Origin of the sequence: Conexibacter arvalis (assembly GCF_014199525.1) — a bacterium.
Classification (GTDB): Bacteria; Actinomycetota; Thermoleophilia; order Solirubrobacterales; family Solirubrobacteraceae; genus Conexibacter; species Conexibacter arvalis.
Map to the genome: position 1 here is coordinate 14,033 of NZ_JACHNU010000004.1, position 12,675 is coordinate 26,707.

General features: G+C 73.5%; 16 protein-coding genes. 8 read left to right on the top strand and 8 right to left on the bottom strand.

The features are described 5' to 3' along the window. Positions 1-196: 196 nt before the first annotated feature. On the bottom strand, positions 197-1,264 hold the full coding sequence (locus tag BDZ31_RS14595) for a zinc ribbon domain-containing protein (protein WP_183343079.1): 1,068 nt from the start codon (positions 1,262-1,264) through the stop codon (positions 197-199). A gap of 89 nt (positions 1,265-1,353) precedes the next feature. Between BDZ31_RS14595 and BDZ31_RS14600 the strand changes: the two genes are divergently transcribed. Beyond that, positions 1,354-1,515 (top strand): hypothetical protein, encoded by a 162-nt coding sequence (locus BDZ31_RS14600; protein WP_183343080.1) that lies wholly within the window; start codon positions 1,354-1,356, stop codon positions 1,513-1,515. Between the two features lie 94 nt (positions 1,516-1,609). On the opposite strand, the gene rfbC is transcribed toward BDZ31_RS14600, so the two are convergent. Beyond that, positions 1,610-2,158 (bottom strand): dTDP-4-dehydrorhamnose 3,5-epimerase, encoded by a 549-nt coding sequence (rfbC, locus tag BDZ31_RS14605; protein ID WP_183343081.1) that lies wholly within the window; start codon positions 2,156-2,158, stop codon positions 1,610-1,612. 107 nt (positions 2,159-2,265) lie between these two features. Here rfbC and BDZ31_RS14610 point away from each other — a divergent pair, with 107 nt between their 5' ends. Then, on the top strand, positions 2,266-3,147 hold the full coding sequence (locus BDZ31_RS14610; RefSeq protein WP_183343082.1) for a MurR/RpiR family transcriptional regulator: 882 nt from the start codon (positions 2,266-2,268) through the stop codon (positions 3,145-3,147). Between the two features lie 27 nt (positions 3,148-3,174). Here the strand turns inward: BDZ31_RS14610 and BDZ31_RS14615 are convergent, their stop codons facing one another. Beyond that, positions 3,175-3,975, bottom strand: coding sequence for an acyl-CoA thioesterase domain-containing protein (locus BDZ31_RS14615; RefSeq protein ID WP_183343083.1), 801 nt, complete (start codon positions 3,973-3,975; stop codon positions 3,175-3,177). Positions 3,976-4,116: 141 nt separating this feature from the next. On the opposite strand from BDZ31_RS14615, the gene pdxS reads away from it, so the two are divergent. Together pdxS and pdxT are read left to right on the top strand one after the other, a co-directional pair. Then, entirely contained in the window at positions 4,117-5,001 is an 885-nt protein-coding gene (gene pdxS, locus BDZ31_RS14620; RefSeq protein ID WP_183343084.1) for a pyridoxal 5'-phosphate synthase lyase subunit PdxS, read from the top strand. 11 nt (positions 5,002-5,012) lie between these two features. Beyond that, positions 5,013-5,588, top strand: a complete 576-nt coding sequence (pdxT, locus tag BDZ31_RS14625) for a pyridoxal 5'-phosphate synthase glutaminase subunit PdxT (RefSeq protein ID WP_183343085.1) — start codon at positions 5,013-5,015, stop codon at positions 5,586-5,588. Positions 5,589-5,598: 10 nt separating this feature from the next. Here the strand turns inward: pdxT and BDZ31_RS14630 are convergent, their stop codons facing one another. The 4 genes from BDZ31_RS14630 to BDZ31_RS14645 form a co-directional block, all read right to left on the bottom strand. Continuing rightward, the gene (locus BDZ31_RS14630; RefSeq protein WP_183343086.1) at positions 5,599-5,991 is read right to left on the bottom strand and encodes a hypothetical protein; all 393 of its coding nucleotides are present in this window, start codon (positions 5,989-5,991) and stop codon (positions 5,599-5,601) included. A gap of 62 nt (positions 5,992-6,053) precedes the next feature. Further along, positions 6,054-7,208, bottom strand: a complete 1,155-nt coding sequence (locus BDZ31_RS14635) for a hypothetical protein (RefSeq protein ID WP_183343087.1) — start codon at positions 7,206-7,208, stop codon at positions 6,054-6,056. Positions 7,209-7,299: 91 nt separating this feature from the next. After that, complete coding sequence (locus BDZ31_RS14640) at positions 7,300-7,995, bottom strand: TetR/AcrR family transcriptional regulator (protein WP_183343088.1); 696 nt, start codon at positions 7,993-7,995, stop codon at positions 7,300-7,302. Positions 7,996-8,097: 102 nt separating this feature from the next. After that, positions 8,098-8,679, bottom strand: a complete 582-nt coding sequence (locus BDZ31_RS14645; protein ID WP_183343089.1) for a TetR/AcrR family transcriptional regulator — start codon at positions 8,677-8,679, stop codon at positions 8,098-8,100. Between the two features lie 424 nt (positions 8,680-9,103). Between BDZ31_RS14645 and BDZ31_RS14650 the strand changes: the two genes are divergently transcribed. From BDZ31_RS14650 to BDZ31_RS14665, 4 genes are all read left to right on the top strand, one after another. Next, positions 9,104-9,778, top strand: a complete 675-nt coding sequence (locus tag BDZ31_RS14650) for a winged helix-turn-helix transcriptional regulator (RefSeq protein ID WP_183343090.1) — start codon at positions 9,104-9,106, stop codon at positions 9,776-9,778. 128 nt (positions 9,779-9,906) lie between these two features. Next, positions 9,907-10,353, top strand: coding sequence for an RpiB/LacA/LacB family sugar-phosphate isomerase (locus tag BDZ31_RS14655; protein WP_183343091.1), 447 nt, complete (start codon positions 9,907-9,909; stop codon positions 10,351-10,353). Between the two features lie 30 nt (positions 10,354-10,383). Further along, positions 10,384-11,154 (top strand): ATP-binding protein, encoded by a 771-nt coding sequence (locus BDZ31_RS26025; protein WP_183343092.1) that lies wholly within the window; start codon positions 10,384-10,386, stop codon positions 11,152-11,154. Further along, positions 11,142-11,864: a TIGR00730 family Rossman fold protein gene (locus BDZ31_RS14665; RefSeq protein WP_221243087.1), complete on the top strand. Its 723-nt coding sequence runs from the start codon at positions 11,142-11,144 to the stop codon at positions 11,862-11,864. Before BDZ31_RS26025 ends, BDZ31_RS14665 begins: the two co-directional genes overlap by 13 nt. Before the next feature lie 16 nt (positions 11,865-11,880). On the opposite strand, the gene BDZ31_RS26030 is transcribed toward BDZ31_RS14665, so the two are convergent. After that, positions 11,881-12,633 carry a methyltransferase domain-containing protein gene (locus BDZ31_RS26030; protein WP_183343093.1) on the bottom strand — a complete coding sequence of 251 codons (753 nt, stop codon included), beginning with the start codon at positions 12,631-12,633 and terminating at the stop codon, positions 11,881-11,883. Positions 12,634-12,675 lie beyond the last annotated feature (42 nt).

Sequence of the window (12,675 nt, forward strand, 5' to 3'; positions counted from 1 at the left end):
GCGTGCGACCGTCGCTGTGCGTGAAAGTCCCCGGTTCCACGCGCGGTCAGCTCGCCGTCGGCGGTTCGATGGTAGACGCGACCTCCTCGGAGTCGGCGGATGGGATGCACATCAGCTTCTCAGCCTGGACGCGCGCGTTCAAGTGGCAACCGTCGCAAGCGCACCTCCGAACGGAGCGCTGGGGCCGCGCGGGGCGTCAGGGCTGGGGGCTGACGATCGTCAGCTCGGCGATCGCCGCCTGCTGCGTCTCCGGCGGCAGGGCGGTCACCCACACCAGCACGTAGCGGAATCTCTGCCCGCCGAGCGAGAACGTCGTGTCCCTGCCCGCGCCCTCCTTGGAGCCAAGGTGGGTCCAACCGGTGCCGGTGACCGATCTCGGCGGCCCGCTCTTGGCGCCGTAGAGCTCGAACGAGAGGCCGGGGGTGGTCGTCGAGACGATCGCCTTGGTCAATCTCTCCTGGCCGGCCAGGTCGACGACGAGGCCGGCCTGGGGCGCGGGCACCGCGGGATCGGGCGACAGCGGCGTCTTCCACGCCGTCCTTCTCGACCCGTCGACCGCGAGGCTGGGATCGCCGGGGTCGACGCTGTCGCCGAGGTCGCCGTAGACCGACGTCGCCGCGGCGAGCGCGACGTTGGTCGGGTGCAGTCTCGGTCTCGGAGCTCTTCTTCTCGTTCTTCTGCCGGCGTCGGGGTCGTCCTCGACGCTCCCGTCGCCGTCGTCGCCCGTGTCGACGTCACCCGCGTCCTCGTCGGGCGGCGGCGGGTTCTCCGTCGAGGTGTCGATGTCGTCGGAGAGGTCCGGGATCGTGTCGTCGGGCGGCAGCCCGGCGTCGGGGGAGCCGCCGCCTCCTCCGCCGCTCCCGCCCGTGTCGGGCAGGTCGAAGTCGTCGGCGGTGTCGGGCAGCGTGTCGTCGGGCGGCGTGACGTCGGCAGGCGGCGGCATGGTGGCGTCGGCCGGCGGCGGCGTGACCGGGGGAGGGGTCTGCGCGATCGTCGTCGGGGGCGGCGGCGGCTGCTTGCCGTCCTGCAGGAGCGTGAAGCCGGCGGCCGACGCGGCGCCGACCAGCACCGTCAGCGTCGTCGCGATGCCGACGACCGGCCGCATCCCCGAGCGCTTCCTCTGCGGCAGCTCCGCGCCGCACTCCAGGCACCAGCGCTGGCCCGGCTCGGCCGGCGCCGAGCAGTTCGGGCAGAGATGCGCCGGAGCGGGCTCGCCGGTCGCGTCGGCGGGCTGCTCCGAGGGCGGCTCAGGCGCGGAGTCCATCTCCGACACGGTACCCGATCGGATCTGCGTGCTCGCCGCAAGCGACCCCTCGGCGCGCCGCGGCCGAACGCTCCGATAAGCTCCTGCACGTGCTCACTTTCGCCTCCGTCGCGACCGAGTTCACGGTCGCGCTGCTCATCACGTTCCTCGGCATCGGGGTCGTCGCCAACGTCCTGATCGGCTACGCCGTCGCGCAGGTCGTCGGTGAGCGCTCGCAGAACGCCGAGGTGCGCAACGCGAGCTTCGACTGACCGCACGCCGGCGGCCCCTCCGTCGGCGACTGCTCGCATCGACGCTTCGCACGACGGGCGCCGCGACGGCGCCCGTTCGCGTCTCCGGCCGCGCTCAGAACGGCAGCGTGTCGGCGATCTCGGCGAGCGTCGGCGCGTTCGCGTCGCGCTCGGAGACGATCGGCTCCACCTCTGACGGCCACTCGATCCCGATCGCCGGGTCGTCGTAGGCGATGCCGGCCTCGGTCGCGGGGTCGTAGTAGTTGGAGCACTTGTAGGCGACGTCCGCGATCTCGCTCGTCACGCAGAAGCCGTGGGCGAAGCCGACCGGGACGAACAGCTGGCGCATCGACTCGTCGTCGAGCTCGAACGCCTCCCACTGCCCGAACGTCGGCGAGCCGCGCCGCAGGTCGACGACCACGTCGACGATCGCGCCGCGCGCGCAGCGGACCAGCTTCGCCTGTCCCGGCGCCGTCTGGAAGTGCATGCCGCGCAGCGTCCCGCGCCGCGAGCGCGAGTGGTTGTCCTGCACGAAGTCGACGTCGATCCCGGCAGCCGACCAGGCGTCGGCGCGGAAGGTCTCCGCGAAGAATCCGCGGTGGTCGCCGAAGACCCGAGGCTCGACCAGGACGAGGCCGTCGATGCGCGTGGCGAGAGTTCTCATCGGTCGCGCAGCTTAGAGAACCCGCCGCCGTGCGCGCCGGGCGCCCGGCGCGCCGCCGACGTGACGTGAAGGAGAGGCCGGGGCGGGCGTCGAAAGCTTCGCTGCCCATGAAGCGAGCCACCGCCACGACTCCCACCGCGCCGACGCCCCCGCACGGGCACCAGGCGCTCTCCGACTACATCACCGCCCGCTTCGACGAGTTCTCGCGGTCGCAGAAGGACGTCGCGCAGTACATCGTCGACCACCTCGACGAGGCCGCCTTCCAGACGGCGGAGGAGCTCGCACGACGGGCGTCGACGTCGTCGAGCACCGTCGTGCGCTTCTCGCAGGCGCTCGGCTTCGAGGGCTTCCCCGAGCTGCAGCAGGCGGCCCGCGACGAGTACCGCCGCCGACCGGCGCCGGGCGCCGCGCCCGACGCCGCCGCGGCCGGTCCGCTCTTCTCGCTCGACCAGACCGAGTACGAGACCGCGCTCGCGACCGACCACGTCAACGTGGAGGAGACGGCGCGCAAGCTGTCGCGCAGCGAGGTCGAGGCGGCGATCGAGGCGATCGCGACCGCGCAGAAGGTGCTGATCGCGGGAACGGACCAGATGGCCTTCTTCGCCAGCTATCTCAGGCATCTGCTGTCGCTGCTCGACATCCGCGCCGAGGTCGTCGCGAGCCCGTCGCAGGAGGCGCTCGGCCGCCTCTCCCGGATCGACGAGGAGACGCTCGTCATCGGCCTCTCCGCCGGCCGCCCGCATCCGCTGATCGCGCGCACGATGAAGCTCGCGCGCCACCGCAGAGCGCAGACGATCGCGATCACCGACGCGACCCTGTCGGAGATCGCCCGCCTCGCGCGCGTGCGGCTCTACTACTCCTCCAACAGCCCGGCCTACGTGCGCTCGCACGCCGCGCTGCTGTCGCTGATCCAGGCGCTCGCGTACGGCGTCTACTCGCGCGACGCGCAGCAGTACGACATGCGCATCAAGGCCTACCGCCTGAAGTAGCCCGGCGAGCGGGGAGCGCGCCGGCGCTCACCGCTCGGAGACGTAGAGCCCCTGCAGCGAGCGCCCGAGCCGGCCGTCGGCGTCGAAGATGACGCTCTCGGCGACGCCGGCGCCGCTGTCGCCGACGCGCGTCGTCGCGTCGAGCGCGACCCACTCGCCGGCCGGCAGCCGCTCGACGTAGACGGTCAGGTCGGGGTTGATGAAGACGTGGGTCGACCACGGCACCGCCGAGCTGATCCCGTTGCCGAAGTCCGCCGCAGCCGCCAGGCGCTGCAGCGGCGTCGTCGGCTCGCCGGCGACGAGCGGACGGCGCAGCCGGAACCACGCCACCGCGGGGCCGGTCTCGTCGAAGGCGCCGCGCGCCATCCGCACCTCCATCCCGTCGCGCGCGAACATCGTCGGCCCCGCGTCGAAGAGCGCCATCCTGACGGGGCCGCTGCGCTCGGGCCCGGGCACGTCGGGCAGCTCGCCGTCGCGCGCCGGGGAGGGCACCACCGCGCGCCGGACGCGCAGCGCGACCGCGCGGCAGACGACCGTCTCGGTCTCCTCCGCGTGCAGCAGCGCCTCGACCAGCTGGACGCGGCCGCCGGGGCGGGCGATCCGCGTCTCGACCCGCAGCGGCGACAGCGGCACCGGCCGTATGAACTCGAAGGTCAGCCGCAGGACGCCCATCGGGACGTCGCTCGGCACCCGCTCCAGCGCGCCGGCGAGCAGCGCGGCCGGGGCGCCGCCGTGCTGGGCCGCGGGATCCCACGGGCCGCGCGCGAGCTCGGTCGGCTGGAACCGGTCGGCGCCGGCCGGGAGGAAGATCGCTTCGTGATCCGTCACGCCTCGCGATGCTAGCCGCCCACGCGGAGGGCCGGGAGGCCTCCCGGCCGCGCGCGGTGCTCCATCGCGGTGCGTCACGGCGTCCGCGATTGGACGTGAGCGGACTGCCTGTCGCGCCGGAGCGCAGCTATATTCCGAGCAATGCGCGACGAAGCAACTTTCACCGTCAAGGCCGGTCTGGCCGAGATGCTCAAGGGCGGCGTGATCATGGACGTGGTCACCCCGGAGCAGGCGAGAATCGCCGAGGCCGCCGGCGCCTGCGCCGTGATGGCGCTCGAGCGCGTCCCGGCAGACATCCGACGCGACGGCGGCGTCGCGCGCATGTCAGATCCCGAGATGATCAAGGGCATCCAGGAGGCCGTCACGATCCCCGTGATGGCGAAGGCGCGGATCGGCCACTTCGCCGAGGCGCAGGTGCTCGAGTCGCTCGAGATCGACTACATCGACGAGTCGGAGGTGCTGACGCCCGCCGACGAGGCCAACCACATCGACAAGTGGGGCTTCAAGGTCCCGTTCGTCTGCGGCGCGACCAACCTCGGCGAGGCGCTGCGGCGGATCGGCGAGGGCGCGGCGATGATCCGCTCCAAGGGCGAGGCCGGCACCGGCGACATCGTCGAGGCGGTCCGCCACATGCGCAAGATCAAGGGCGAGATCAAGCGCCTCCAGGGCCTCGACGACGCCGAGCTGGCGACCGCCGCCAAGGAGCTGCAGTCGCCGCTGGACCTCGTCCGCTCGGTCGCCGCGAACGGCAAGCTGCCGGTCGTCCTCTTCTGCGCCGGCGGCATCGCGACCCCGGCCGACGCCTCGCTGATGATGCAGCTCGGCGCCGAGGGCGTCTTCGTCGGCTCCGGCATCTTCAAGTCCGAGAACCCCGAGCACCGCGCGAAGGCGATCGTCGAGGCGACGACCCACTTCGCCGACGCCGAGCGCGTCGCCGCCGCCTCGACCGGCCTCGGCGCGCCGATGTTCAGCCTCGAGACCTCCAAGCTCGAGTCCGAGCAGCTGCTGTCGCAGCGCGGCTGGTAGCAGGCACCGAGATGCAGCCCGTCGTCGGCGTCCTGGCGCTCCAGGGCGCCTTCGCCGCGCACGCTCGCGTGCTGCGCGAGCTCGGGGCGGAGGCGCGCGAGGTGCGCGTGCCGGCCGACCTCGACGGCCTCGACGGGCTGATCATCCCCGGCGGCGAGTCGACGACGATGACGCTCGGGATCGAGCGGGAAGGGCTCGCGGAGCCGCTGCGGGCGCTCGCCGGAGCGGGCACGCCGATCTTCGGCACCTGCGCCGGCCTGATCGTGCTCGACCGCAACCACCTCGGCATCATGGACACGGTCGCCGAGCGCAACGCCTTCGGCCGGCAGGTCCACTCCTTCGAGGAGGACCTCACGATCGCGGGCGTCGACGGCCCGCCCGTCCGCGCGATCTTCATCCGCGCGCCGTGGGTCGCCGAGCACGGGGAGGAGGTCGAGGTGCTCGCCGCCGTCGACGGCCACCCGATCGCCGTCCAGCAGGGCAACTTCCTCGCGATCTCATTCCATCCCGAGCTGAGCGGCGAGCGCCGGCTGCACGAGCGCTTCCTCGCATTGGTCGCGCGCGCGGCCGCTGAGCGCGCCTCCTAGCCCGGATCGCCTAGACCGGCTGTCTGTCGCGGTCGCGCGCGTAGCGCCGGAAGGCGTGCTCGAAGGCGTCCCAGTCCCAGTCGCGCGGCGGGGGCTTGGGGCCGCGGCCGCCTCCGCCGCCGCCTCCGCCGTCGTCGTCCTCGTCGGTTCCCGGCGAGTCGCCGCGGCCGAGCCAGCCGGCCGCGCAGACGAGCTCGCTCGCGATCGCGAGCGCCAGCACGCCCGCGAGGATCGAGCCCGACGTCAGCGCGACCGCCGCGATCACGTAGCAGAGCAGTCCGACGACGAGCAGCGCGCCGCGGACGCGCAGGGCGACCTGTCTGGAGGGGGGAGGGGCGAGGTAGGCGAGCAGCAGCGAGCCGATCAGCAGCAGTCCGAGGATCAGCTTCAGCGACGTGCTCATGACAGGCGTCTACCCGATTCGCGACGCCCGTTCACCGTCTCTGCGACGAGCCCGGAGCGCGCTCACAGGATGTCCAGCTCGATCGCTTCCAGCCGCTCGCCGGAGCCGACCGCGTCGCGGCAGCGCTCGACCAGATCGCGCTCCAGCTCGAGATCGCCGCTGCGGCGATGGAACCGCGGCAGCTCGTCCTCGGCGCGGTCGAGCAGCTGCTCGGCGCGGGCCGGCGGCGCGCTGAGGGCGGCGATCGCGTACGCCCGCAGCCGCAGCCAAGGATGCTCCGCGAGCGGCAGCCGGTCGTGGACCTCGCCGACGATCGCGTTGACCTCCGCGGCGTCGGCGCCGCGCACGCGCGCCAGCTCGGCGAGCCCGAGCTGGGCGTGGATCCAGCCGATCACGTGGCCGTGGGCGAGGGCGGTCGCGCGCGCCCGTTGCAGATGGGCCGCGGCGCGCTCCTGCTCGCCGCGCCGCCGATGGGCCTCGCCGATCCCCAGGTCGCAGGCGATGCGGCCGTCGGCGTGGCGGTGGTCGCGCTCGCGCGCCATCCGGCCGAAGCGCGCGATCGCCTCGTCGAGCTCGCCGAGCGCGAGCACCGCGCGCGCCTCCGCGCGGCGGGCGGTCACGCGGATCCACGGATGGATCCCCGGCTCGCCCGCGCGCGCCGCCGCGGCGGCGGCGACCTCGAAGGCGCCCTCGAAGTCGCCGGCCAGGCGCAGCGCCTCCGACAGGATCACGCGCCCCCACAGCGGCAGCGCGGCGTGCGGGCGCTGGTCCGGGCGGCGGTTGGCCTCCTCGAGCTCCTCGAAGGCGCCGGCGTAGTCGCCCGAGCGCCGCAGCTGCTCGGCCCGCAGCCGGTGCAGCCCCGCGACCGAGAACCAGGCGCCGGCCCAGCCGTCGATCACGGCGCGGTCGAGCGGCGGAGGGGCGAGCGTCGCGCCCTCCAGCTCGAGCTCCTCCAGCTCGGCGAGCAGCAGCTCGCACAGCACGCCGGCGCCCGAGAGCGATCCCATCCACGTCAGCGTCAGCGCCCGTTCGGCGCCGGCCTGGACGGCGAGGTGGCGATCGCCGGAGGCGCGCGCCGCCTGCTCCAGCCGCGCCCACGCCGCGCAGGCGCTGACCGCCCGGCCGTAGGCACGGTCTCGCAGGGCCGCGACGAAGACGCCCGCGACCTCCCCACTGTTCAGCTCACCTTCCGCGACTTCCAGCAATGCGGTCGACATCGGCACCCCCAGTGCCCTCGCGGCCTCCCGTGCGCCTATCTTCACCGCGCGACGGCGCGGTGTCCAGTGAAAGGCGCGAATGTCCGTCGCGTCAGGCGCTCTTGCGCCGCGCCGCACGCCTGCGCTCGCCGCCGACGGCGGCTTCGGCGGCGGCCTCGGCCGGGCCGAGGAAGGGCGCCAGGGCGCAGTACATCAGCTGCTCCAGCAGCTCGGGGAGCTCTGCGGTCCGCTCCTGCAGCACGCGCGCGTAGACGATCTCGAAGATCGCGCCGACGATCGCCTCGGGCATCAGCGGCGGGATCCGCTCCGCGCCGTCGCGCTCGGCGGCGGCGTCGTAGCCGGGAGCGAGGAACTGCATGAACTCGCGCATCGCGGCGTCGCGCCTCTGCAGCGCCCGCGGACCGGCCGCGAGCACCTCGACGAAGCCCATTCTCGCCTCGTGCGGATGCTCGGCGAGCGCCGTCAGCCCCTGCTCGAGCACGCGCCGCAGCCGCTCGGTCCAGCTGCCCTCCTGCTCGTATGCGGCACGGCAGCCGTCGAGCGCCCGCTCGACGACGAGGTCGAACGCGGCGAGGAAGATGTCCTCGCGGTCGGAGAAGAACTCGTAGAAGGTCTTGCGCGAGACGCCCGCCTTCGCGATCACCGCGCTGACGGTCATGCCCGCGTAGCCCTCGGCGCCCGCTATCACGATCGCGGCGCCGAGCAGACGGGTCCGCTGCGAGTTCATGACGAACTCGCGCGAAAGCCCGTGGCGGCCGCTGGGAAGCTGGGCCGGCGTCCAGTCCATGTCCTGCTTTTTCACCTGACCCGCTGCACGATGAGTCGGTGCAAGTTAACACACGTCAGCCGACCGACTCGCCGACGCGACGGGCGATTGCGCCCACTTCGGTCACACCGTCGGACGCTCCATACCGAGCAGCATGAAGGTGTAATGAAGCATGTCGGCGTTCAGCTCGGGAAGGCGGTCGGCCTCGCCGCGGACGATGTGCGAGTAGAGCAGCTCGTAGATGCCGCCGACGATCGCCTGGGACACGAGCCCGGACGGCGGCGCGCCGGCGTCGCCGAGCTGCTCCCGGTGGTCCTGGATGAAGCCGACGAACAGCCTCAGCGTCTCGTCGCGGCGGGCGAGGCCGCGCGGGCCGGCGGCGAGCACCTCGACGATGCCCAGGCGCGCGAACGCCGGCTCCTCGGCCAGCACCTGCAGCAGCGCGTCGAGCCCGCGCTCGAGCCGCAGGTCGGGCTCGGGCGCCTCGGCGCACGCGCCGCGGACCCGCTCGAGCGCGACGGCGACGATCGCGTCGTAGGCCGCGAGGAAGCAGTCCTCCTTGTCGGAGAATCTCTCGTAGAAGGTGCGGCGCGAGACGCCCGCGATCTTCAGCACGTCGGCGACCGAGGTCGCGGCGTACCCCTGCGCGGCGACCGTCTGCGCCATCCCGTCGAGCAGGCGCTCCCGCTGCGTGACGGGCAGCATCGGGCGCGGTGCCGGCGCACCCTGGTCGTCAGGCTGATCTGCGGTCCTGGTTGGTCGCATGCAAAGCCACTCCGAATACGAGCGCGTTTACAATAGCCCACTCTTCATCCCGCCCGCAGGCGGAGCGCAGCGCGCCCGTCCGGGGCGGAGCGCGGCGACCGTGCCGTCGCCGACGCTGCGCTGATTGAACAGGAAACCTTCACCGGAGCGCCGTCTGCCAGCTCGGGAAGCCCGGCGCGACGGGGGCTCCGGCCCATCGGAGAACCGTCCAGGAGGTGGTGGACAGCCCGTTGGGAGTCATGTAGGTTCCCCTACGGAGCTGGTGTTCTCACCGGACCGCGACTTGGGGGTGCAAGCGCGGGCGCGGTGGGCTCGCGCATGCGCGAGGCCAGCATCGCGGAGAGCTGACGAGAGGGGATCAGTCGTGCAGCGATGCGAACCGTCGGGCATCAGACGCCGGCGCCAGTGGGCGCCGGACGCTCGCGGACTGGGGGTGATCGGCGACCGCTGGATGCTGCTGATCGTGCGCGAGCTCGCCTTCGGCCCCAAGCGCCTCTCCGAGCTGCAGCGCGCCTTCCCGGGACTCTCGACGGGCGCGCTCGAGCAGCGGCTCCATCGCATGACGACCGAGGGGGTGATCACGCGGGAGCGGTTCGCCGAGGTGCCGCCGCGGGTCGAGTTCGACCTCACCGACGCGGGCCGCGACCTCGTCGCGATCCTCGGCCCGGTCGTCCGCTGGGCGCTGCGCTGGGCGTGGACGCCGCCGAGCCCGGACGAGTGGGTCGACGTGACGGCGCTGTTCCGGCTCGCCGGCTGCGTCGTCGACGCGCCGGCCGGCGTCGATGCCGAGATCGAGCTGATCATCGAGGACGACGACGAGGTCGCGCTCGACCTCTACACGCTGGCGTTCAGCCACGGCGACGTCGTCGTGACGCACAGACCGGCGGCGCACGCCGACGCGGTGATCAAGGCGACGCCGCGGGCGTGGGCGCAGGCGTTCGGGCCGGACCGCTCGCGCGCCGGCCTGCGGATCGGCGGCGACGCCGAGCTCGCGGCGACGGTCCTGTCGAGCTTCGAGGTCGCGGGCGGCGTGACGTAGTTGCAGGAAGCGGCCGCGCGCGGGCCGCGATCGGGGGAACGGGGGAGAGAGGGGGCGCGACGGCGCGAGGGTTCGGGGGAGCCCTCGCGCCGCACCGCGGCCGGCCGCGCGGTGCGATACTCGGCCCCATGCGGATCGCGGTGGCGGCAGACGAGCGGACGGGGGTGGCCGAGGCCGTGCTGGAGGCGCTGCGCGCCCGCGGGCACGAGCCGGTCGCGCACGGCGCGCTCGCCGCCGGCGAGCGGGCCGACTGGGCGTGGGCGAGCGAGCGGGCGGCGCGCGACGTCGCCGACGGCCGGGCCGATCAGGCGGTCGTCTGCTGCTGGACCGGCACCGGCGCCTCGATCGCCGCCAACAAGGTCCGCGGGATCCGCGCCGCGCTCTGCGGCGACGCGGCGACGGCGGCCGGCGCCCGGCGCTGGAACGACGCCAACGTGCTCGCGCTGAGCCTGCGCGCCACCTCGCACGCCGAGCTGGAGGAGATCCTCGACGCCTGGTTCGCCGCCGGCCCGAGCGACGCCGACGACGACACCGCCAACGTCGCCCATCTCGCCGCGATCGAGGACGAGCGGTGAGCCGGCGCGCCCGTGTGATTCACTGACTCCGTGGCAGCCGAGCAGTCCAACTACGTCGCACCGTGCCCGTACGAGCTGTGCGACGGCGGCGGCATGATCGTCGACTGGGACGCGAACGAGAGCTACCGCTGCCGCTGCTGGCCCGAGCAGGTGCAGCGCCGCCGCTCCAGACGGCTCTCGCGCGAGATCCCCAAGCGCTTCCGCAACATCGGCTTCGAGCGCGAGCCGCTGCCGTCGATCGCGCGCACCGCGCCCGACGTCGTGCGCGCCGTCAGACGCTTCTGCGATCGCATCGACGAGATGCTCGACAGAGGCGAGGGGATGTGGTTCCTCGGCAGCCCGGGCACCGGCAAGAGCCACCTGGCGTACCTGATCTCGCAGGCGGCGCTCGCCGCCAACCGCTCGGTCGCGATCTACACCGGCCCGCGCCTGCTCGACGAGATCCGCCGCACCTACGACGACGACACGCCGGGCGCGACGCTCGACCTGATCGACCGGCTCACGAACGTCGAGCTGCTGCACGTCGAGGACCTCGCGGTCGCGCGGCCGACCGACTGGGTGCTCGAGCAGCTCTACAACATCGTCAACGGGCGCTACGAGAACGAGAAGTCGATCGTCTTCACCTGCGACCTGACCGGCGACGCCGAGGAGGGGTCGGGCGCGATCGACCCGCGCTGGCTCGCCCGCCACATCACCGACCGGAACTTCTCGCGCCTGGTCGAGATGTGCGGCGACCCGCAGATGCTGTTCGGCGCCGACAACCGGCAAGCGGTCTACAAGCCGCACGCGTGGGAGTCGTGAAGGACCGCAGACGACCGCGTCGGCACGACTGGACGCCCGACCAGGAGCTGCTCGACCAGCGGGTGACGGTCGCGACCGACCCGTCGCGCGTCGAGCGGATGCGCGGCGAGCTGGAGATGGGCTTCGCCGCGCTCTCCGAGGTGAGGGACGGGATCGCCGTCTTCGGCTCGGCGCGGACGCCCTCCGACGACCCCGAGCACGAGCTGGCGCGCACGCTCGGCCGGCTGCTCGGCCAGCAGGGCTACACCGTCATCACGGGCGGCGGCCCGGGGGCGATGGCCGCCGCGAACCTCGGCGCGAGGGAGGCCGGCGCCTTCTCGATCGGGCTCACGATCGACCTGCCGTTCGAGCAGGGGCAGAACGACCACCTCGACCTCGCGCTCAACTTCCATTACTTCTTCACGCGCAAGGTGATGTTCGTCCGCTACTCGCGCGCCTTCGTGGTGCTGCCGGGAGGCTTCGGCACGCTCGACGAGCTGTTCGAGGCGCTGACGCTGATCCAGACGAGAAAGATCCGCCGCTTCCCGGTCGTGCTCGTCGGCCGCTGGTTCTGGGAGCCGCTGCTCGACTGGCTGCGCGACCGCCTGCTGGCGACCGGCAAGCTCGTCGCCGAGGACATCGACCGGATCGCGCTCGTCGACAGCGCCGAGGAGGCGGTCGCGACCGTCGACGCGACCTGCCGGCCGGCCGAGCCGACCGGCCAGCGCTGAGCCCGCCGCGCCGCGGCTACCGCCGCGCCTCGACGGAGACGACCCCGCCGAGGAAGGTCGCCGACCAGGCGCCGAAGCGGCTGCCCGCACCCGCGCGCATGCGGTCGGCGTGGACGACCTCCAGCCCGAGCGCGCGCAGCCGCTCGACGAGCGCGCGCTGGGGGATGCGGATCCGCTGCGCCGGCGCCGCGACGCCGCGCCAGCGCTCCGTCATCGAAGGCAGCGCGACCGTCGTCGGCTGGGCGATCGTCAGCAGCCCGTCGGGCTTCAACAGCGAGGCGGCGTGCTCGAGCGAGGTCCGCGGCGCGCGCGTCCGCCCGAGCGACTGCCAGAAGACGATCGCGGCGTAGCGGCCGCCGACCTCGGTGATCTCGACGTCGCGGACGTCGGCGCGCGTCGAGGGCCGGCCTATCCCCGTCGCGACCCGGCCCGTGGCGCGGAGGGCGTCGAGCAGCATCCCGTCGCCGCTGCCGACCTCGAGCACCGGCCCCGGCGGGGCCATGCGGGCGACGCGCGCGGCGGTCCGCCGGCGTGCGCGACCGCGCAGCGCCTCGGCGAGCGCGCAGCGTCGCGCCGCTGCGATCTCCTGCGGCGTGCGCGCCAGCAGCGCCGCCAGCTCCTCGTCAGTCGGCCAGGAGCCGGTGCGCGAGCCGCAGCTGGCGCAGCGGCGCAGGCCGCCGACGACCTCGGCGGACAGGCCGAGCGGCGCGTCGCACCAAGCGCACGCGGGTACGGGAAGCTGCGTCGCGTCGGGGGAGTCCGCGATCACGGACGTGACGCTACCGCTCATATCTGGTCAACGCGCCGGTAT